A 21,508-nucleotide genomic window follows, 5' to 3' on the forward strand; every position below is an offset into this window, starting at 1 on the left:
TTTCATGTTTTAGTTCGTTATTTCCTTTTTCACATGATCCTTTTGCTGCTCCCTATATTGGCGCGGCGGCATGCCGAAACGCTGGGAGAACAACTTATAGAACGTAGCGCGATTATTGAAGCCCGTTCTGTCCATTATCTCTTCGATGGTGATATTCTTGGTGAGCAACAGGCGTTCTGCTGCCGTCAGGCGGTACTCTTTGATGATATCGGCAGGAGACTTTTCGGTGATTGACTTCAGTTTCCGGTAGAATTGACGGGTACTGTAACCTAAATCGCTGCTTAGCAATTCTACGGATAACTCCGGGTTGGCAATGTTCCGGTCTATGATTTCTATTACTTTGTCCAGGAACTCCTGATCTTCTTTGTGTATGCAGTTGCCGTTTTCTACTTTAAAGGAACTGAATATCGAACTATAATATTCTTTTAAGTCTGCTTCCCGCTTTATCAGGCGATAAACCACCTTTTCCAGATACTTTATGTTGAAAGGCTTGGTGACGTATACCTCTGCACCTGCTTCAATACCTTTCACCTGTTCGTCCTCGTGCTGCAGGGCCGATAGCAGGATGAGAGGAATATGGCTCCACAATTTGCTTTGCTTTATCTTTTGAGCGAAGGATAAGCCGTCGATTTCGGGCATCATCACATCCGAAATGATTAAATCCGGTTGCTTCTGTTCCAGACTGTCCAAAGCCTCACGCGCACTGCTGAAAGACCATACATTGTATCTTTCCATGAATATCTCCGATACAAACCATAACATAGAAGGGTCGTCATCGATAATCATGATTGTCTGCCTGGAAGGGTCGAAACGGGTAACACTCTTTTCCGGTTCCACAGATTCTGCATGGGTGTTCAAGGGAGTGGGCTTATCATTTTCCCCGCTAACTTCATATACTTCCTGCCTTGTTTCTGTCTCTTGTGTTGTAAGCGGTAATTCGGGCAAACTGACTGTAAAGGCGGTTATCTGGTTTGGGATACTGTCGACCGTAATCTCTCCGTTCAGCAGAGTCGTCATACTCTTGCAGATGGCGAGCCCAAGACCGTTTCGCGAGTCCTTCCCGTTCATTTCAAAGGAATCCAGTACCTTGTAGCGGTCGAATATCTTTGCCAGATTTTCTTTGGCAATACCCTTTCCTGAGTTGGTTATGCGGAGGGTCAGAAGTTGATTCTCAACCTTTAGTCCTACGGTGATGTTTCCGTTTTCGGGTGTATATTTAAAGGCATTGGATATTAAGTTGTTGGCTATCTTGTTGAAACAGCTGATGTCCGTGTTCCATTGGATACCCGGTTCAATGTTCAGGCGGTAGTCCAACTTTCTGTTCTCTGCCAGCTCGCCAAATGATTCTGCAATGCTTTGGAGCTTATCCGATACAGGCAATTTCTGGACGGAGAGGGCTTTGTTTCCTGTTTCCAGCCTGCGGAATTCAAGCAATTCCAGTATCAGGCTGTTCAGTTTCTCGGTGTTCTGCTTTATCATCTTTCCGTATTTACGGATGTACGGGTCGGCTTGCGGATAAGAAAGAATCTTTTCACACGGACCGTAAATCAGCGTCAGAGGGGTGCAGAACTCATGTGTGATGTTGGTGAAGAAGCGTAGTTTGGACTCGTAGATTTCCTCCTTCTTCTCGCGGTTCATCTTTTCAATCATGCGATGTTGCTTGCGACGGTATTGGCGGATGATTCTATAAATGCTCACTGCGCACAGCAGGGCAAGCAGAATGGCATAAAGTGCGTATGCCCAGTAACTGAGGTACCAGGGTGGGGTGATACGTATCGTGAGCATTTGCGGCTGGCTTTCACGACCGTTGATGTTGTTGCGGTACTTTATCAGGAGTGTATATTCCCCCGGTGACAGGTTGGAGAAGATGGCACTGCCCGATGTCCCGTTTTCTATCCATTGGTCGCTCACTTCCTTCAGTTGATAGGAATAGGAGTAATTGTTTCCGTTGATGTAGTCAATTGCCATGAAGTTAATTTGGAAGAAATTCTGGCTGTAATCCAGTTGCAGTATCTTCTTATCCTTCCCTTCGTGCAAGAAATCATGGATATTATATTCCTTTCCGAAGATAGACAGGCTTTTCAGGCTGATTTGAGGCATATACTCTTCTGTGGTATACGTATTAGCCCTAACAGTAATAAATCCGTTTGTACCGCCAAAAAACAAGGTTTCCGTGCGATTATCCTTATAGAAGGCACCGTCGCTGAACTCTGTTACGTCCAGCCCGTTCCTGCTATTGTACGTCTGGCCGGTACCGTTCTCCGGATTAAACCTGATCAGTCCCTGGTTGGTACTTAGCCAAAGGTTGCCGTGATGGTCTTCCAGAATGCCGTGGACTGTATTGTTGGATAGCGAACAGGCTTTGTTGTAATGAGCACTTTCCCGGTCGAAGTATAGCAGTCCCGAACTGGTTCCCAGCCAATAGCCGCGTGTATTTTTGTAGATGGCAAATATATCATTGGCAGTCTGGCTGTTCACGATAACGTCGAATTGATAAGGAGTCAGTTCTCCGGTCTTTATATTCATGCGGTAGGCTCCATACCCCCGGTTGCCGAACCAAAGAATGGAATCGCTTTCCTGGAACGATGTGAAGAAGTAGTTGGAAGCCATGCGCCCCTCATCCAATACGCTACGCGTGGCAGACTTTACAACGGGGATAGTGCCTGAATGGCTCAACGTCACCTTTACGATGCCTCCGCCTACGGTAGATACCCACAGGGTAGTGTCGTTCAGTTCGTTGATGGAGTGCACGTATTTCACCTTCTTGCCGTCTGCTATGACAGGCAATTCCTTCATTTGCCCGCTCTGATACGAGTAATAGTTGATTCCGTTTTCCGTACCTATCCATAACCGGTCTTTGCGTCCGGGGGCGAAGCAGTAGACGGAATTGTCCGTCAGGGTGCTATTACCGGCAGAGATACGGTCGAAAGAAGTAGGGACACTGTTCTCCGGTGTATAATTCTTGATGCGTAGTATGCCACCCCCTTTGGTTCCTATCCACAGAGTCTGCTGCGGGTCGTAGTAGAGGGCGCGTACAGGGTTGCTGATTTGGTATACAGGCGTGTCCAGCAGCGTATTGGTGATGGAGAAGGCGTCGTTGAAGTACATATATACGCCTTGCCCGTCTGTCCCCACCCATACGATGTCCTGAAAGCGGTCTTTCATCAGGCAGAAGATGCCCGAATGTATTTCGGTGGATTGTATCTGGTATTTTATCTTCCGGTCGGACATGTATTTCAATACTATCAGTCCGCTGTTTTTAAAGCCGATGTAATAGTCGTTCTGCTGCTTGATGATGGAAGATACCTCGCCACGAGCCTGTATTTCGGCTTTGAGGTCGGCTATGTAGTACGGCTGGCGGTTGTTGAAGTCGTACTCGTACAATGAGCAGGTTTCGTCGATAAAGTAGGCCGATTGCTCTTCAGAGAAAGCCCATAACAGCCTTTCCGGGTGTTTGAAGTGGTCATTGGGAGTCAATGCTATGTCCTGTCCCGTTTTCTGTATCTGGTAGCTACGGGTGTCATTGTCCGAGGTGAATATCCACAAGATGTTGTGGGCATCGACGGTGATGGAAAGTACATGCTCGAATGCCGCTTTCGGGATGTCCAGCCGGCGGAAGGCTTGTTGCTCTTGTTGGTAGCAGTATAAATATCCGTCGTCTTTCAGGACGAACAGTTCGCCGTCCTTGCCTCGGGTCATGTAGTTCTCGTCCTTGAAGTCGGTAAAGCTGCGGCTTGTCTGCTGCCTGGTGTCCAATCGGTCCAGTCCGTAGTTGGTCTGAATCCAGAGTATATCCTCTTCGGTTTCCGCGATGTAGTTTATCAGGTTGCCCGATAGTAGGGTTTCCGAAGGATTGACGGGGCTGTACAGGTGTATGCTGTTGCCGTCGAAGACATTCAGCCCGTCACACGAACCTATCCAGATGACGCCCTGACGGTCTTGGTAGAGGGAGAGGATGGCACTGTTGGACAATCCGTTCTTGTTGGAGAATTGCCGTATGCTGGATGCATCGACCCTGCAGGGGAGGCAGCAGATGATGCAGGTAAGCCATAGAAGTGCGGGGAATTTGTTCTTCATACTTGTATGCCGGACTGGTTTGCCTTGCAAAGATAAAGGAATATTTGCAGGGCATTGCAAGAAAGCATGTTTTTTCCCTTTATGTTATTAGTGCAATGATTTCAGAAATCATTGCACTAATAACTTCAGAAATCATTGGAGCAATGATTTCTGAAAACATTCAAATCACCTGTTTATCTTGTCCATCAGCACCTTCATCCAGTATCCGCCGACCACTGAGCGGGCCTTGAATCCTACCATCTTTCCGTTGTCGGTGTAGAAGTAGTCGCTGTTGGGGACTCTCGATACGGTTTCGTCGATGTATCTGTATAGAGGGCTCACGAACTTCTCGAAATCAGCCTGACTGTCTGACATGGTGGCCGACCAGATAATCCAGTCCGACTTGCTGTACGTGTTTCGTGAGTCGAGCGGCAATCCGTAGATGTTCTGTTTCGTCAGATAATAAGCGATTTCCTTCCTGGCAACTTCTTCCGGGAAGAGATTGGTATTCCACAGCTTGTCCCAAATCATGTTGTACTTCTGGCTCCAGGTATTCTGACGGTCGAAGGCGAGGCGGTAGTGGTCTCCTTCGCGGGCCATGCTTTCCCATCGGGTTGCCATGTCTTTGGCGATGGCGGCATACTTGTCTGCCACATCGTTCATGCCCAGCATACGTGCCATTTCGCTATAACCTGCTACGCCCATGATGGCTTTCAGAGACAGGTTGGCGTTGTGTGCCCAGTGACCGGCAAAGTCGTCCGTACAAAGCTGGTTCTCCGGGTCGAGTCCGTTCTCTGCCAGGTAGTTTGTCCAGGTGGTCAGCAAGTCCCAGTACTTCTTGGCATAGTCGGCATTGCCTTCTATCTTGGAGATGGCGGCTGCCAGTATCACCATGTTTCCACTCTCTTCCACCGGCATATCGGCGCCGTAGATTTGTCCGTTTGCCATCGGATATACACCGAGGTCGTGTGCAGGGAAAGGCTTTGTCCAGCGCTTGCTTGCACTGTAGTCGAAGATGCTTGTTATCATGCCCTTCACCAGGTCGGGGTTGTAGGTCAGGAAGAGGGGAGTAGAGGGGTAAGTCACGTCTACCGTATTGATGAATCCGCCGCTGTTGTTCTCTTTGGAGAAGAAGAGCAGGTTGCCTTCCTTGTCGGTAAACAGCTTATGTGCTGAGATAGCCTGACGATAGACGGCGGAACAGATTTCGGCATATTGCTTTCCACCGGCTTTCAGGGCGTCGTCATAAATCATTTCGTCCTGCATACGGCAACGCTGCATGATGTCGGCATAGTTGTCTCTCAGCTTTTCGAATGCGTCCTCGATGGTTACTTTGCCTTCGTGTTTCCAGTAACCCATGTATCGTTCGTACATGTATTCTACCGAATATACATCGTCGTATCCCAGCATTACGAAGCCGGTGTTGCCGGTCTTGCCTACCTGACCCAGGTTGTGAACATACGTCATGGCGGGTTGCTCGTTGGCGCGTCGTGCCCACCAGTTGAGTTTCGAGAATCCGGTCTTTCCGTGGTTGATGAAGGAGCGCTTCATGTCATAATAATCGCCCAGTCCTACTTCTGTTCCTGCCGCAGAGGGAGCAGCCAGGTATACATAGCCCCAGTCGATGCACAGGCCGTCGCCCTTCTTGGCACAAACAGGTTGTTCTATACTGCCGGCTTTCACGTAGCGGATGCCTTTCTGTGAGAATACGGTGGCGGTGGTGGGCTGCGTATTGTCGTTGATGGCTATTTCGGGAGTTGTTTCCAGATAGAACTGCACGTCGTGTTCCTTCTTGTCCAGTGAGCGGACACGGTAAGAAACATAGTTGACGGGAGTGGACAGCAGGTCGAGGTCGTCAATCAACTGCGGGGCAGTGAATACGACGTCCAACTCTACCGGACCGCAGGTGAAGGTATAGTAAGTAGAGGTTGCCAGTACGCTTACCGCAGTCTGCACGGCTTCTTGGGTGAACTTTGCGGCATTGTCGTTCTCGTAGTACAGGCCGAAGTCCAGGTAAGCACCGCCCGTTGTGTTGTGGCAGTGTGCGGCAATCACGTTCTTGCCTTTGTGCAGCTTCTGCTTCATTGCGTCCGTGAGCTTCAGGCGTACGTTATCGCGCCATATCTCGCCGGTAGATACGATGTTCTCTCCGTTGAGATAGAGTTCGAATACATCGTCGTGGGAGAAGATGAAATAGAAGTCTCGGTTGAGGTCCAGTTCGTCTATGTCGAAGCTGCGGCGTACATATACGTCACTGTTCTGCTCGCTCCAATGCGTATGGACGCGAGGCATGTCGTTGCTTCCGAAGGCTGCTCTTCCTTTCTTCCATCCCTCTTCCTTGAAGTCGGGCATCATCCAGTTGGCTGCCGGCTTTTCTCTTACGAAGGATGCTTCCCATATTTCTTCGTTGGTCATGGGTACAATGGTGTGCAGGTCGAGTTTCTCCTTGCCCATGAAGCGATAGCTGGTGCCATCTACGCGCAGGGCGCCTATCAATGACTTCGTGGCATTGGTCCAGTGCGTGGTTTCACCTTCGTTCAGCTTGTCGTAGGGCGACCAGATGGAGAAGTAAGGGTCCGACACAATCAAGGGAACGGAAGGTGCACGCAGTTCCGTACTGCGGTTTGCTTTGTAAGGATCTGCTGCTTGGGATGCAGTGTGCAACCCGGCTAACAGTAAAAACGTAGTGAGTAATCTTAGTTTCATATTTCTGATAAAATGATTATTTGTAATTGGATTGAAGTTGTTTTAGAGGCTGTTCAGCAGGTCTGTCTTTCCTTCATTAACCAGTTTCAGTATCAGCTCTCCGAACAGAGTGTTCTGCCATGCAAACCAGGCACGGGTGAAGTTTGCCGGATTGTCCTTGTGGAAAGATTCGTGCATGAAGCCTGTTCCGGCATCGGTATCCATCAGCATCTTGATGCATTGCTTAATCTCCTGGTCGTCCTGGCTGGTGAAAGCCTTCATCATAATGCTCATAGGCCACACCATGTCATATCCGATATGCGGTCCGCCGATGCCCTCGCCTGCTTTTCCTTTGAAGAAGTAGGGGTTGCTTTCGCTCCATACAAAGCGGCGGGTATTCTGATAGATAGGATCGTTTACGTCTACATCGCCCAGGTAAGGCATGGCGAGCAGACTGGGTACGTTGGCATCGTCCATCAGCATGTGGTTACCGAAGCCGTCTACTTCGAAAGCGTAGATGGTGCCGAATTCAGGATGATTGTAGGTAGCATATTTCTGCAGGGCAGTTTCCACTTCATTTGCCAGGTCTTTGCATTCCTGGGCGATGGTTGCATTGTGGTTCACTTCCGAAAGTATTTCGGCAGCTTTTCTTAAAGAAGAAACAGCGAAGAAGTTGGAAGGAATGAGGAATTGGAGCGTGGTGGCATCGTCCGAAGGGCGGAACGAGGAAACAATCAGTCCGACGGGATTGACGGGAGCACCCAGTCCGCCGTTGTTCAGCGTGTCGAGGGCACGTTCCGTCTTGCGCTGGAAGTGATAAGGGCCTACTCCCTCTTTGCGTTGCTGCTCTTTGAAGGTTTTCAGTACGTTGGCAATTGCTTTCAGCCATTCTTCATCGAAGATGCTGGCGTCGCCGGTCTCTTTCCAGTATTGATAGGCAAGGCGCAGGGGGTAACACAAGGAGTCGATTTCCCATTTGCGTTCGTGCAGTTCGGGTTTCATATCTGTCAGGTCGGACATCCAGTCGCCACCCGTGGGACCGTCGTTGTAGGCGTTGGCATAGGGATCGATGTTAATGCACAGGAACTGGCGGCGAATGACTCCTTCGAGCATTTTCTTCAGTTCCTGGTCTTTATTGGCCAGCTGCACATAGGGCCATACCTGTGCACCGGAGTCGCGCAACCACATGGCATGAATATCACCGGTGTAGACAAATGTGTCCGGCTTGCCGTTCAGCATGCGGAAGTGTACGGTAGTGTCCAGCGTGTTGGGGAAGCAGTTCTCGAACATCCACGCCAGCTTCGGATTGGTGAGCAGCTTCTTGACGCGTGCTATCTCGGCTTCTACGGCTTTGGACGTAAACAGTCTGCTTTTCACGGCAGGGCGGTTCGTCTTGTAGGCAGCGGCAATTTGTGCATGGTTCACTACTACGGTATTGTCTTGTCTCATCGTTGTTTCAGCAGCCCGGGCGCTGTTACAGAGGCTTAGCAGGGCAACTGCACATAAACCTAAATTTCTCTTCTTCATGTTTTTAATTTAAGGGATTAGTTTTAATTCTATTTAATGGCTGCCAGGCGAGCATACATCTCTACCATGGCAGCTTGCGTTAATAACCATTTCCGGCTGTCGTGGGTGTTTCCGGTGAAGTCTGTGCTGAACAGTCCTTTCTCGTCCCGTGCATTCTTCCAGGCCATGTCCAGGCTCTTGTCGAAAGAGTCCAGATAGGTCCTGTCCCGGTCTATCTGATAGAGTTCGATATAGCCGCGCAGCATCACTGCGGTGAACCATACATCGCCTTTCTTTATCAGCCTGAAGGGTTCGCCTTTCTGCGGTGTATAGCTCGTAAAGAAATAGTAATAACAGCTCTTGGCAATGTTCCGTGCATCGGTGAGGTACTGTTTCTGTCCGGTGAACTGGTACAGCAGACTGGCGGCCTGCATCATTTGTCCGCTGTTGTAGGCAAACTTGGCTTTACCTATATTCCCGTCCAGGGCGATGTTATCGAAGTACAGGCAGTCGGCAGGGTCCTGCAGGTTTGCTTGGGTCCACTCGTACAGTTGTTGTCCTGTTTTCAGGTAGGCACTGTTTTGCGTTGCCTTGAAGAGCTTCAGGGCAAAGACTGAACCGGGCGCATTGGAGCAGGTATTCTTGGATTCCTTGCTTTGCTCGCACCAGTAGATGCCACCGCCTAACTTGTCATCCGTACCGCTTTCTATAAACTTCCAGATAAGTTCTGCTTTCTGCAGATACTTTGCTTCGTGCGTCAGCAAGTAGGTATCGGTAAAGTCGATGCCGAGCCAGATATTATCGTCGTAGTAACGGTCGGATTGCGGAGCGGAGTGGATATAAGAAGTATAAGCCTCCGGCGTTCTCCGGGTGTCGAAGTATTCTTCGAGGCCTGCCAATACTTTATTGTCAAGGATGGATTTGTAAGCAGCATCTTGTGTGGCGGCAAAGAGGGCACTTACAGCAGAGAAAGTTCCCGAGTAGGGCCATAAATAAGAATACTGGTTGGGTACGTCCCTCTGTTCTTCGGATGCCAGATAGGTTGCTGTATAGTCGTTGATATCCGACGGGTAATTTTCGCGTAGCAGGCAGGTGCCGGGTACGGAGTAATTCAGATATACGGAATCGAGCGTCTGTTTGGCACGCATCAGAACCGATTCGTCATCTACGGTAACTTGTTCCTGAGAGTCGCAACCGGTCATTGCAGTTCCACACACAAGCAAACTGAAAAGTATTTGTTTTAGATTCATCATGTGCACAAAGCTACTGCGGAATGTGCAAAGTGACGTATCGTTTTGTGACATTAATGTACAACGGGGGAAGAATGGCACAAAAACAGATAGATATGGCACGAAAATATAAAAAGAACAGCCATGCTATTGCCGCAGGCTGTTCTGATATCCTTATTTTGATAACGGACTGGCTTTCACTCCTTCGAAAGTCATTCTGACGGGCTTTATCTTTCCGTCTTTATCAAAATACATACGGTCGATGCAAGTAGCTCGGCTGTTGGCAGCGGTTTCGCCCAACGGACGGCGGTGGTAAATGATATACCACTCATCTGCTCCCGGTCCTTTAATGACAGAATGATGACCTGCTCCCGTGGCTATATTGGCATCTTGCTGCAATATTTTGCCTACTCTTTCAAACGGTCCGAACGGTGAGTCTGCAATGGCATAGGCTACACAATAATCAGGGCCTCCCCAGCCGCCTTCCGACCACATGAAGTAGTACTTTCCGTTATGTTTCAGCATGAAGGGGCCTTCGGTATAATTCTTCGGGGTGACTTCTTTATAGATAGTCCCGTCATCGAAGGGTACGATACTCAGCAGGTCGGGCGCCATCTTCACCATATTGCAATGTCCCCAGCCGCCATAATACATATAGTACTGTCCGTCATCATCCTTGAATACGAACTGGTCGATAGGTTGGGCACCATTCACTATCTTATCGATCAGGGGTTTGCCAAGGGCATCCTTAAACGGTCCGGCAGGATTGTCGGCCACTGCTACACCGATTCCGCCTACTTCTTCATTGTTCTGGATGTCGTTGGCGCCGAAGAAGAAGTAGTATTTATCATTGGCATGAATCACTGCCGGTGCCCACAATGCACGTCGAAGCCAGCTGATATTCTCTTTTTGAAGAACTTTCGGGTGCTTGGTCCAGTTCACCAGGTCCTTGGACGAGAAGGCATCCATGTAAATCTGTTCATCATAATCCGCCGAATAAGTCGGATAAATCCAATATTCATCTCCAAATACTGCTCCTTCCGGGTCTGCATACCAGCCCGTAAAGATCGGGTTACCACTCGTTTTCGGAGACTGACTTCCACTTTGGGAAAAGGCCGATGCAGACCAGCCAATTACGCAGGAAAGAAAAAGATACCTAAGTTTCATATTCTATGTCTTTTAGAGTTCGGGAGACAAAAATAGTAAATTCGTGATGAAGTGGAATAACTTTCTCCTATTTACTTTTTGTTGAAATGAACGGGTTGTTGAGATATCAGTTTTACGAAATGTTGCTTGATAGTTTCAGCCTGAACGGAGTCTACTGTCAGATAATAGCGATTTCCGGTTGTATCAGGGGTAAATTCCGTAGCACCTTTGTCCGTTACGTTAATCTTACCTGCAGGAGAAACATTGAAATAAGAAGGACCTTCCACTGAATATAATGCGGAAGTTAAATCCCAAGTCGGAGTGTCGTAAGGCATCTCATTGTAACTTTTGTATGCTTCTACTACCGGATGGATCGGTGCCCACTGAAAATCGTTCTCAATGCTGGCGACAGGATAGTTGATAGCAATACCCACTTCAAAAGGCGAAGTCACCACTTGTGACGGCCATTCGGTGAATACTTTCTTTGCAGCCGGAATGTCTTTTACGATATTGTATTCAAAGAAGTCCGGACTGTTAAAGCATCCTCCCATCGTACACAGCAGTTTCACTTTCTTGGCAACCAATTCTTTTCCTGTCAACGGAGAGATATCGTCAGCCGGAGTATCCAGCAAACGCGCAAGATTGGTGGAAAAGCCTATGGAGATAACAGTAACGGAACTGTCTGGCTGTTGAGACAGTATCTTGCGGTATAACGCGGGAGCTTCAGGCAGTTGGTCATATCCGCCTTTTAGGGAGCGTTTAAAAGCCGGTTCATTGTTTTCATTCTTTAGGAGGCATACGGCTTTCGCATAGTTTGTGGCATCATTCTCGCAATCTGGTCCGTTGTGTATGATGCCGATAGGGATTTGATAACCATACCAAGTGTTCATGATATCAACATATTCGGCAGGATACTGTCCCTCTTTGTTAATCATGATGCCCAGTAGGTCAATGTTTCCCGCATCTATATATTTGTAAAGCATATCTAACGCCAGGGCATCATCTACATCATTACCAATGTCTGTTTCTAAAATGATTCTCTCTGCATTTGAAGTGACTTCCGTATTCTGTTGCTTCGGAGTAGAAGTACAGCTTGATAAAGTCAATATCAACAAGCCTGTAAAATAGAGTCTGTTCTTTCTCATGATAGTATGTTTTAAAAGTTAATGATCAGTGAAATATCCGAAGAGCAAAGCTGGGAGGAAAGGGTCCCAAAGGACAAAAATAGTGATTTTTTGCTTCCAAAGGCTTCGGATGGGGAAATATCGTGATATTCTGAAGAGGGATTATGCCTTGAAGAAATAGAAGAGGGGCTGCATCAAGATACATATCCTGATACAGCCCCTGCCCCATGAAACGTTATTCTATAAAATAGTATCCGTTTCCAGCCTGATATCCTCCGATGAGGCTCCTATCAGCAGCTTCACCGTTCCCGGTTCTACGGTAAATGCCTGTTTGGTTTCGTCCCAATAGCCTAAGTCTTCTTTGGAGACGGTGAGCACTACCTCTTTGGTTTCACCCGCCTTGATGGGCACCCGCTTGAAGGCGCGCAGCTGCTTGGCAGGACGCTCTACCTTCGAATTGGGGTAGCTGGCATAGAGTTGCACCACTTCCTCACCATCCCGCGTACCGGTATTCTTTACCGATACGGTTACGTTGACGTTCTTCTTATCCTGCTTCACGGAATTCACTTTCTCGTAGTCGAAAGTAGAATAGCTCAAACCATAACCGAAGGGATAGAGCACGTCGCCCTTGTGATACATGTACGTGCGACCATGACGGATGTTATAGTCCATCATGTCGGGCAGGTCGGTGATGTCCTTCACCCAAGTCTGCACGGTGCGTCCGGCGGGGTTCACCTTGCCGAAAAGAACATCTGCCAGACCGTTGCCCTGCTCCTGACTGCAATGGGTGATGTGTACGATGGCAGGCACATGCTCCTGGCTCCAGTTAATGGTATAGGGGAAACTGCTGACAAGTACCAATATCGTATTAGGATTGGCTTTGAACACCTGCTTCACCAAGTCTTCATCGGGCAGCATCAACGATTTGCGGTCCACGGCTTCGCGTCCGTCACTGGGGACGGGAGAGAATTTCCAGTCCGCACGGGTGCCGTAAGGATGGTTTCCTACGCATACAATGGCAATATCGGCTGCTGCTGCGGCTCTTTCGGCCTGACCCATGGCGTTGTCGTCGAAGTGCAGGATTTCGGTGTTCTTATCCACAGCATTGCGTATGCCGCTCAATATCGTCGTTTCGTAGGGCGGGGTGCCACTATACCAGTCTTGCACGATTTTGTTGGAATACGGGCCGATAAGGGCTATTTTGCGTAGCTTTTTTGCATCGAGAGGGAGCAGTTTGTTACCATTGGCTGCTTTAGAAGCCTCGTTCTTCAGCAGAACAACGGACTTGGCAGTTACTTCGCGCGCCAACTGATGCGCTTCCTGCCTTGTATAAGGAGCTGCTTCGGCAGGGTTCTTGCCGATGGAGAGATAAGGATTCTCGGAGTTATCGCCATCCAGCAAGCCCAGTTTGAGGGCAACGTAGATATTGCCGCGGATGGCTTTGTCGATATCGGCCTCGGTCAACAATCCCTTTTCGAGTGCTTCCTTGACGTAAGGAACATACGCATCGAGAAACTGTCCGGTAGTGGCTTTTACTACGGCTGCGGCTCCTTCGGTCAGGGTGGGGAAGGCTTTGTGCGACTCCACCAGCAGCTTCAGCGCGCCGCCGTCCGTACAGATGATACCGTTGTTGCCCCATTGCTTGCGGGTAATCTCTTCGAGACAGGGATGAACGGACATGACCGTGCCGTTCCAGCTATTGTATGCGGCCATAAATGCGCGGCTTCCTCCTTCGGTGATGCCTTTATAGAAAGGATAGGCATAGTATTCGTAGAACAGCCGTTTGTCGAAGTCCGAAGAGGTACTGTCGCGTCCGTCCTCGTTGCTGTTGGCAAGGAAGTGCTTCATCAGGGAAGCGGTTTTCCAGTAGCGCGGGTTGTCACCTTGTAGGCCGCGTACGCTGGCGATGGTGAGTTGGGCGGTGAGGAAAGGATCTTCGCCGAAACTTTCTTCGGTACGTCCCCAGCGCGGGTCGCGGGCAAGGTCGGCATTGGGGGCACGCATTACGAGGGAATTCCGCTTGTTTTCAAGCGTTTGCATGTAGTAGCGTGCTTCTTCCGAAGCCTGCTCGGCTACTTTCCGAACGAGGTCAATGTCCCACGTGGAACCTAAGCCGTAGGACTGGGGGAAGATGGTGGTAGGGAAGTCCGTCGGTACGGTCTTTCCGTCATCCGTTCTTTCGCGTCCGCCCCACATGGCGGGGCCACCTAAAGTAAGTCCGTGCAGACCTTCGTAGTGTCCGCAGTGAGGAATGTTGAAACGAGGCACACCGAGGTCGGTGGAGAGCAGGTTGATTTTCTCGTCCAGCGTGAGCAGGGACAGAAGATTGTCTACACGTTTCTCGTCCGCAAGCTTGGTGTTGCGGAAGGGGTACGTCTTTTGTGCACTTGCCTGCATGCAGAAGAGGAGGCAAAGGGCAAGGAGTTGTAATTTGTTTCTCATGAACTAACTGGTTTGATGTTTAAAACTATATAAGTTGATGTATAAAAACTGTATAAACTAATGTATAAAGCTATATGGGCTATCGTATAAAACTATATAGCTTATTGTTTGTATCTCCCTTCCCTTTCATCTGTACCTCCTTTCCTTGTCATGCACAAGATGCCATCTTGAGCAGCGTAAGATGCCATCTTGTGTAGCATAAGATGCCATCTTGTGCATGACATGCAAGGGAGTTCTATTTCATAGGAAGGAATGTTCCGTGTCTCAGGAAGCAGCCTTCTATGTCTCAGGGAAGTATCTTCCACGTGAGTTGATATAGCAATACTATCTCCATTCTCCTCCTCCTGGGAGGAGGAGTACCCGTAGGGGGAGGTGGTAGGTAAATAAATACCTTTGAAAGAATGATTCAGTATGTGTATTCACCTACCACCCCGCCCTACGGGCACCCCTCCTCCCGGGAGGAGGGGAATTAGTTACTCCTATTCTCAATTCTTACTCCTATTCTCAACTATGTATCTTATAAAGAATAGAACTCTTGTTTCCTTTCAGTTCTCAATTAAGAAATCAGGGAATGGAGACTCTTTGCAGCTTCCCGTCGGTGGGGAGGCAGAGCAGTCCTTCGGCCTTCTTCTCGTCGGCAAGGTACTTCTTCCATTCTATCTTGTCCCACTTCATCTGGTCGGTGCACTGGGCAACGGGGATGTGGGGGATGGCAGAACCATCCTTCACCAGGATGACGATGGGCAGTGCGCCGCATTCGATGCGGTTCCAGCCGGGGGTATAGACCTTTCCGGTCTGATAGTCTATCCACTTCTGCCGTCCGGGGATGTAGACGTCGCGGCTGTTGCCCTCTTCGAGCATGGGGGCTACGAGGAGGTTGCTGCCGAAGAGGTATTCGTCCTCTACCAGCCAGGCACCCGGGTCGTTGGGATATTCCATCAGCAGGGCGCGGAGCATGGGCCAGCCGTTTTCGGTGCACTCCTTGGCCTGGGCGTAGACGTAGGGCATCAATTTATATTTCAATTCGGCGCACTTGCGGAAGTAGTTGGTGAACTCCTTGCCGTAGTACCACGGTTCGGTGGGAGGTGCGCCGTGCACGCGGCTGTGCGAGGTGAGGAAGCCGAAAGGCAGCCAGCGGCGGTAAAGCCCTTCGGGCGACTTGGTGACGAAGCCGCCTATGTCGTTGCTCCAGAAGCAGAAGCCGCTGAGGCCAAGGGAGAGTCCGCTGCGCAGGGTACCTTCGAAGCCTGTGTCGGTGGTTGCGGCATCACCGCCCCAGTGCAACGGGTAGCGCTGGGAACCTGCCCAGGCGGAACGTGCCCAGATGATGTTCTCGCCGTGTATCTTCTTGATGACGTCCGCCACGGTTTTGTTGTAGCGCAAGGGGTAGAGGTTGTGCTCGTAGAGGCCGCTGCGTCCGTTGGCATAGATGCCCTCGAGCGGGGCGCTTTCGCCGAAGTCCACTTTGATGGCGCCTACGCCCATTTCTATCAGGTTGCCCAGCTTCTGCTGATACCATTCCACGGTTTCGGGGTTGGTGAAGTCCAGCACTACGTCTTCGTAGGGGAGTTGTCCCTTGCCGTTGCGCACGTAGAGGCCGCGCTCCACCAGTTCGGGGAAGAAGCGGTTCTTGGGGGTGAAGTAGGGGAGCTGCCAGAGGCAGGTGCGGAAACCTTGTGTGCGCAGGTCGTCGAGCATCTTCTTGGGGTTGTCGAAGCGGTCGGCGGCGAAGGCGTAGTCGCATTGCCAGTCCACACCGAACCAGCCGGTATCGAAGTGGATGACGTCGCTCGGTATCTTGTTTTCACGGAGTTTATTGGCTACGTCGCGGCCTTCGGCTTCGCTGAAGTAGGTGATGCGGCTCATCCACGTGCCGAAGCTCCACAACGGGGGCATCTCGGGACGGCCCACAAGGGCGGTGTATTCGCTCAGCACTTCCTTCGGAGAGCCGAAGAAGATGAAGAAGTCCATGGCTTCATCGGCCATGAAGAGCTTGGTGGCGCCGATGTAACTATGGCCGAAGTCGCAGGTGACGGGGGCGGAGGTGTGCATGAACATTCCGTAGCCGCGGTTGCTGAAGAAGAAGGGGATGGGCTTGTACATGTCCGGGGTTTCGGGGCCTTGCGGGTCGGCGACGAAGAGGTTCAGCTTCTGTCCGGCTTTGTTCAGCGGGGTGGCTGACTCGCCGCAACCGTATATCTTTTCGTTCGGCGCGAGGCTGAAGACGGGGTTGATGCTGCGCGAGTTGTCCGAACCACGCTTGATGAAGCTGAAGGGAGGCACTTTGACTTGGGTGGAGTCATTGTCGCTCCAGCAGCGGGTCTGGGTGAGAACTCGGCCGTCGGCATCTTTCAGGACGAGGCGCCAGGGGTAGTTCTCGATGAGGAGGCTTCCGTATCGGGAGGTATAGAGGGTGCCTTTATCGGTCTTTTCGGTTTTCCAAAGGGAACGTCCGTCGGCAGGCTTGGCTACGAGCATGGGGTCGTCGGCATCTTCCTGGGGAATGACGGGCGTGGTGAGCATGCGGATGCGGAGGGTACGCTCGTTGACGGGTTCGATGGTGAAGCGGAGTTGCGGGTTGTTATCGTAGGCTCCGTCGGGGAAGTCGAGGGTCTGTAGCGGCTGGTGCAGGTAGGTGTTGGCGTTGAATGCCTGGCGGGGCATCAGTTGCTGGCGTTTCCACTGTACGAGGCCTTGGCCGGTGGCGGGGTCCAGGGAGACGAGGCTGTCGGCAAAGAAGTAGGTGTTGCTCAGGTCCAGGAAGTCCTGGCTCATGTCTTTGGGTTGCGAAAGGAGGTATTGCACGCCGGCGTTCGTTTTAAGTTGTGCATGCGCGGAGGTGGCAGTTGCTGCGAGTAGCAGAATTGCCGTACTTTTCAGCAGATGATAATCTTTCATACGGTACTTGATTTACGGGTTATATTTTGTTGCCGTAAAAGTAGGGAAATTGTCATCAAGCAATGGGATAGTATGTTTCGGTTGTGGGATGCTTTTGTTTTTTAGCAAAGAATCATTACCAAGTATGAATAAAATCGTTACCTTTGTTGCATTGCAAGAGAACTTATCTTTAATAAAACACTTAAAAGAAATTCTATGAAACACTTGAACTGTAAATTCGGAAAGTTGTGGCAGTTTGCTCTGCTTGTTCTGGTCTTTGGGCTTGCATCGTGTGATGATGTGGATGTAAATGGCTCCGATGACTTTGTGCTTTGGGATTTTGCCAATACTTCGGTTGTTATAAGGGTAGAAAATGCCCAAGGAGCCAATCTGCTCAATCCGGAGCAGGAAGGAAATATTACAGGCAACACCATCAAAGCTATTTATGGTGATAAGACCTTTGTGAGAGATGCTGATCTGCCGTCTGTGCAGACACGGTTCAACATGCCGCACTGGTCGGGACTTTATACGTACGAAAATAAAGGCGAGTTCTATTTGGCTTTCGGAGAGTTCTCACCGACAAGTGACTATCATAACTCTACTTTCACCATCGACTGGGGAGATGGCACTACGGATGTTATCGGTTTTGATTATTACATCACTTGGAAGAAAGATGATCCTACCGTGCATTTTGCCACTTACTTGAATGGGGAGAAGGTTGAAAAGCTGAAGATTGTGAAATGATAAAAAGGCTGCCATTCGGCAGCCTTTTCTGTTTATTTTGTTTTTTTCTTTCCGTAGAAACACATAAAGTATATTCCGACAATGACGAACGGGATGCTGAGCCATTGCCCCATGTTCAGCGTCATGCCATCTTCAAAGTTCACCTGGTTCTCTTTCAGGAACTCGATGAAGAAGCGGAAGACGAATATTTCCGTCAGGCAGAGGCCGAAGAAAAAGCCGCGGTGATAGCGCGATGCAGCGGCAACCGATACGGTTGATGATGACTTGGCGGTAGTCTTGCTGAAGTCTGTTTGGGGCTTCTCGGTTAGCTTTATCTGTCCTCGTTTATAGAGGTAAACCATTCCCAGGAAGAAGATGAAATAGGCGATAGCCTCGTATAGCTGTGCCGGATGGCGCGGCAGCATATCCACGCGTTCGAAGACGAATGCCCAGGGCACGTCGGTTGCCTTGCCGATGATTTCGGAGTTCATCAGATTGGCAAGGCGGATGAAGCAGGCGGTGATGGGGGTGGCAACGGCTATCATGTCCAGTACGTCCACATAGTGCATCTTCATCTTGCGGCAGTACATCCAGAGGGCGATAATCAGTCCCAGCGTGCCGCCATGACTGGCAAGGCCTTCATAGCCGGTCCATTTCCAACCACCGTCGGGCAGGAAGTGGATGGGGAGTATCATTTCCCAGAAGTGATGCAGGTAGTAATCGGGCTGGTAGAACAGGCAGTGTCCTAACCGTGCCCCGATCAGTATGCCGAAGAAGCAGTAGAAAAAGAGCGGCTCGAACTTGGCGTCGCTGATTTTCTTGTCCCGGAATTGTTGCCGCACTATCAGATAGGCAAGCCCAATACCAACGACCCACAGCAGGCCGTAATAACGGATGGGAACACTTCCGAAGAGTTTGAACAGTTCGGGATTAGGGTTCCAGTTGATGGTGAGTAATGATAGCATATTCTTTACTTTATTGGTTTAAGAATGATTTTATTTACTTTTTATCGTTTGTCTCTTTCCGTAAAAGAGCATGAAGTATAGTCCGATGATAACGAACGGAATACTGAGCCATTGCCCCATATTGATGGACATTGTATCTTCAAAGCCTACTTGGTTTTCTTTCAGGAACTCGATGAAGAAGCGGAATACGAATATTTCCGTCAGGCAGAGGCCAAAGAAGAAGCCGCGGTGATAGCGCGATGTAACTCCCGTTTGCTTTTTCTGTCCTCGTTTATAGAGATAAACCATCCCCAGGAAGAAGATGAAGTAGGCGATAGCTTCGTAAAGTTGTGCCGGGTGGCGGGGTAACATGTCTACGCGTTCGAAGACGAACGCCCAAGGCACGTCGGTCGGCTTGCCGATAATCTCAGAATTCATCAGATTGGCAAGACGGATGCAGCAGGCGGTGATAGGTGTGGCAACGGCTATCATATCGAGCACATCCATATAGTGCATTTTTGTTTTGCGGCAGTATAGCCACAAGGCGATGATAAGTCCCAGGGTGCCTCCATGACTGGCAAGTCCTCTATAGCCAATCCACATCCAGTCTCCACCGGGAAGGAACCTGACGGGGAGGATTATTTCCCAAAGATGATGTAGGAAGTAATCGGGCTGATAGAACAGGCAGTGGCCTAATCGTGCCCCGATCAGTATGCCGAAGAAGCAATAGAAGAGGAGTGGGGAAAACTTCTCCTCACTGATTTTTCGGTCTCGATACTCGCGGTGGACTATGACACAAGCCAGTGCGATGCCGATAGCCCATAGCAAGCCGTAGTAGTGTATAGGAAGATGCCCGAAGAGGTTGAACAGTTCGGGATCCGGGTTCCAGCTGACGGTGAGGAGTGGGAGCATCTTGGTTCTGTTTTTATAGGGTTATTATTCGGGCTTCCTGAACTTCTCCGCCACCATTCTGTACGTCGGAACATCTATTCCGTGTTCCTCGGCAGCTATAATCATATCGAAGAGTAGTCCTTGCACTTCGCTTTCGTGCCCCTTGGCCATGTCCTTCTGCATGGAGGCGGTGCTTTCGGGGGCGAGCTTGTCGATGACTTTGAGGTTGTACTCCACTACATCTTCGTTGAATTCAATGCCCAGTTTCTTGCCCAAAGCAGCGCTTTCGCGGGAAAGGCCGATGAAGGTGTCGCGGATCTTGCCCGGCTTCTGCACTTCTCCCATAGGCACGTCGTAGTAAGCACCGGTAACGGCCATGGCGGAGATGAATGACCATTTGATGAATGTATCGCGGTTGATGTCCGGTGATATTTCTGCCTTGATGCCGCTTTCGTGCAAGTCGCTTTGTATGGCTTCCAGCAGTCCGTCGGGAACGATGGTACCTCTGTGTGCACCATAGACCAGACGGAAAATCTTGCCCATCTGGGTAATCTCCCCCTTGCCCGATACAAAGCCTACGATGTAGATGCAGCCGTCCAGTACCGTGACGCCGGGAACGAGGCGCTGAATGCGGGGGCCGGTGCCGTAAACATTCAGGATAGGGATGACTACCGTGTCTTTGTGCGCGGCACGTTTTATCAGTTCCGTGATGGAATCTACGGAGTAGCCTTTGACGCAGACAAAGATAACGTCTGCTTTGCCTTGGAATTCTTCTGCGGTAGAGGCTTTTACCTTTAGTGTATGCTCGCCTTTCAAGTCGGAATGCAACAGCAATCCACGTTCGCGCAGGGCGGTGAGATGTTCTCCGCGGGCAATGCAGGTTACATCTTTCCCGGCAAGTGACAGGAAGGCGGCAATAGAGCCTCCTACACCGCCGGTGCCTGCTATGAGATATTTTAATGTACTGTTTGCCATTTGTAAAGTATGGTTTAGAGGGTTATTCTATGTATTTTTCTTTCTCCATATAGTAAAGTCCTTCACCGCGGTCGCCATTCTCCAAGTCTTCCAGCTCTACTTTGAAGATGCGGTAGGGGAGGCCTTCTTTAGGGTGCTTGGGTAGGTCTACTGTCAGTAGGTAAGCGATGACATATTGCTCGGTCCCATAATACTCCTTTATCTCTTGTTTCATCAGGACGGGAACTTCTTCGTCGTCTATCCAGACAGTGGCTTTCAGTTGTTCGGAGTGCGGTGCCCATTGGCATTCTTTGGCTTCTTTGCTTTGCGCTTTTTGCTCGGTGTCGTTAAGGGCTACGCCATTTCGCATGGAAGCCGGCTTGGTTTCCTGCATCCATCTATAGGTGCGCGTCAAGCCCATGGGGCGGACGTATATCTGATAAGCGGGCATGGCTCCGGGGACACGAAAAGTATGCAACCCGTAAACTTCCATACGGTTATAGCGAATGTTGAGCGTAGTGTCACGGTCGGCAATGAAGTTCCAAACCCAAGACTCCAGGCGATGCTCACTTTCGGGCAAGACACCGTTCTTGAGGGCGGTATGTGCATAGGAGGGCCAGTAGATGGAAGCAATGCTTCGATATTTGCCTTTGGGTACACGGGCGGTGTAGTAACCGTCTTTGTTGGTGACAACATCTATTATGTTATTGAAATACGGGCTTTGCCACCACACGGAAGCACTGTCTATCGGCTGGTCGTTGAAGTCTGTCACCCGTCCGCGGATGGTGACGGAATCTTGCTGCTGTGCGTAAGAGGTGGCACAGAAAAGACAAAAGAGGAGAAAAAGGAGATGCTTCATAGCGATATGTTTTTAAAGGATTGTGCCGAAAGCCGATTCTCTAGACGCGGATTGAGCGGATTCAGCGGATTT

Annotated in this window: 13 protein-coding genes; 1 reads left to right on the top strand and 12 read right to left on the bottom strand. The window is 50.0% G+C overall.

The window, feature by feature from the left end; translation table 11 throughout:
• Positions 1-9: 9 nt before the first annotated feature.
• The 8 genes from AAE250_RS00415 to AAE250_RS00450 all read right to left on the bottom strand — a co-directional run bounded on the left by AAE250_RS00415 (position 10) and on the right by AAE250_RS00450 (position 17,086).
• Positions 10-4,077: a hybrid sensor histidine kinase/response regulator transcription factor gene (locus AAE250_RS00415; RefSeq protein WP_294599517.1), complete on the bottom strand. Its 4,068-nt coding sequence runs from the start codon at positions 4,075-4,077 to the stop codon at positions 10-12.
• 165 nt (positions 4,078-4,242) lie between these two features.
• The gene (locus AAE250_RS00420; protein ID WP_294599515.1) at positions 4,243-6,762 is read right to left on the bottom strand and encodes a glutaminase family protein; all 2,520 of its coding nucleotides are present in this window, start codon (positions 6,760-6,762) and stop codon (positions 4,243-4,245) included.
• Between the two features lie 42 nt (positions 6,763-6,804).
• A complete protein-coding gene (locus AAE250_RS00425; RefSeq protein ID WP_294599512.1) occupies positions 6,805-8,268 on the bottom strand; it encodes a glycoside hydrolase family 125 protein in 1,464 nt (487 codons plus the stop codon).
• Positions 8,269-8,297: 29 nt separating this feature from the next.
• Positions 8,298-9,497 (bottom strand): glycoside hydrolase family 76 protein, encoded by a 1,200-nt coding sequence (locus tag AAE250_RS00430; protein WP_294599615.1) that lies wholly within the window; start codon positions 9,495-9,497, stop codon positions 8,298-8,300.
• A 153-nt stretch (positions 9,498-9,650) separates the two neighbouring features.
• Positions 9,651-10,643 carry a glycoside hydrolase family 43 protein gene (locus AAE250_RS00435; RefSeq protein WP_294599509.1) on the bottom strand — a complete coding sequence of 331 codons (993 nt, stop codon included), beginning with the start codon at positions 10,641-10,643 and terminating at the stop codon, positions 9,651-9,653.
• 71 nt (positions 10,644-10,714) lie between these two features.
• Positions 10,715-11,767 (bottom strand): nucleoside hydrolase, encoded by a 1,053-nt coding sequence (locus tag AAE250_RS00440; protein ID WP_294599507.1) that lies wholly within the window; start codon positions 11,765-11,767, stop codon positions 10,715-10,717.
• A gap of 219 nt (positions 11,768-11,986) precedes the next feature.
• Entirely contained in the window at positions 11,987-14,188 is a 2,202-nt protein-coding gene (locus AAE250_RS00445) for a glycoside hydrolase family 3 C-terminal domain-containing protein (protein ID WP_294599504.1), read from the bottom strand.
• 564 nt (positions 14,189-14,752) lie between these two features.
• Complete coding sequence (locus AAE250_RS00450) at positions 14,753-17,086, bottom strand: glycoside hydrolase family 31 protein (protein ID WP_294599502.1); 2,334 nt, start codon at positions 17,084-17,086, stop codon at positions 14,753-14,755.
• Positions 17,087-17,281: 195 nt separating this feature from the next.
• Between AAE250_RS00450 and AAE250_RS00455 the strand changes: the two genes are divergently transcribed.
• Positions 17,282-17,809: a hypothetical protein gene (locus AAE250_RS00455; protein WP_294599499.1), complete on the top strand. Its 528-nt coding sequence runs from the start codon at positions 17,282-17,284 to the stop codon at positions 17,807-17,809.
• 32 nt (positions 17,810-17,841) lie between these two features.
• On the opposite strand, the gene lgt (AAE250_RS00460) is transcribed toward AAE250_RS00455, so the two are convergent.
• The 4 genes from lgt (AAE250_RS00460) to AAE250_RS00475 are packed head-to-tail and all read right to left on the bottom strand — an operon-like array spanning position 17,842 to position 21,436.
• Positions 17,842-18,753 carry a prolipoprotein diacylglyceryl transferase gene (gene lgt / locus AAE250_RS00460; protein WP_294599496.1) on the bottom strand — a complete coding sequence of 304 codons (912 nt, stop codon included), beginning with the start codon at positions 18,751-18,753 and terminating at the stop codon, positions 17,842-17,844.
• A 30-nt stretch (positions 18,754-18,783) separates the two neighbouring features.
• Positions 18,784-19,644, bottom strand: a complete 861-nt coding sequence (lgt, locus tag AAE250_RS00465; RefSeq protein ID WP_294599493.1) for a prolipoprotein diacylglyceryl transferase — start codon at positions 19,642-19,644, stop codon at positions 18,784-18,786.
• A 24-nt stretch (positions 19,645-19,668) separates the two neighbouring features.
• On the bottom strand, positions 19,669-20,598 hold the full coding sequence (locus tag AAE250_RS00470) for a ketopantoate reductase family protein (protein ID WP_294599491.1): 930 nt from the start codon (positions 20,596-20,598) through the stop codon (positions 19,669-19,671).
• Between the two features lie 22 nt (positions 20,599-20,620).
• Positions 20,621-21,436, bottom strand: a complete 816-nt coding sequence (locus tag AAE250_RS00475) for a carboxypeptidase-like regulatory domain-containing protein (protein ID WP_294599488.1) — start codon at positions 21,434-21,436, stop codon at positions 20,621-20,623.
• Between the last annotated feature and the right edge of the window lie 72 nt (positions 21,437-21,508).

It is taken from the genome of Bacteroides sp. GD17 (genome assembly GCF_038448625.1).
Classification (GTDB): Bacteria; Bacteroidota; Bacteroidia; order Bacteroidales; family Bacteroidaceae; genus Bacteroides.

Coding starts and splice junctions, on each gene's coding strand:
- AAE250_RS00415 (WP_294599517.1), bottom strand. CDS start 4,077: ATGAAGAACAAATTCCCCGCACTTCTATGGCTTACCTGCATCATCTGC.
- AAE250_RS00475 (WP_294599488.1), bottom strand. CDS start 21,436: ATGAAGCATCTCCTTTTTCTCCTCTTTTGTCTTTTCTGTGCCACCTCT.
- AAE250_RS00445 (WP_294599504.1), bottom strand. CDS start 14,188: ATGAGAAACAAATTACAACTCCTTGCCCTTTGCCTCCTCTTCTGCATG.
- AAE250_RS00435 (WP_294599509.1), bottom strand. CDS start 10,643: ATGAAACTTAGGTATCTTTTTCTTTCCTGCGTAATTGGCTGGTCTGCA.
- AAE250_RS00425 (WP_294599512.1), bottom strand. CDS start 8,268: ATGAAGAAGAGAAATTTAGGTTTATGTGCAGTTGCCCTGCTAAGCCTC.
- lgt (WP_294599493.1), bottom strand. CDS start 19,644: ATGCTCCCACTCCTCACCGTCAGCTGGAACCCGGATCCCGAACTGTTC.
- AAE250_RS00470 (WP_294599491.1), bottom strand. CDS start 20,598: ATGGCAAACAGTACATTAAAATATCTCATAGCAGGCACCGGCGGTGTA.
- AAE250_RS00430 (WP_294599615.1), bottom strand. CDS start 9,497: ATGAATCTAAAACAAATACTTTTCAGTTTGCTTGTGTGTGGAACTGCA.
- lgt (WP_294599496.1), bottom strand. CDS start 18,753: ATGCTATCATTACTCACCATCAACTGGAACCCTAATCCCGAACTGTTC.
- AAE250_RS00450 (WP_294599502.1), bottom strand. CDS start 17,086: ATGAAAGATTATCATCTGCTGAAAAGTACGGCAATTCTGCTACTCGCA.
- AAE250_RS00440 (WP_294599507.1), bottom strand. CDS start 11,767: ATGAGAAAGAACAGACTCTATTTTACAGGCTTGTTGATATTGACTTTA.
- AAE250_RS00420 (WP_294599515.1), bottom strand. CDS start 6,762: ATGAAACTAAGATTACTCACTACGTTTTTACTGTTAGCCGGGTTGCAC.
- AAE250_RS00455 (WP_294599499.1), top strand. CDS start 17,282: ATGAAACACTTGAACTGTAAATTCGGAAAGTTGTGGCAGTTTGCTCTG.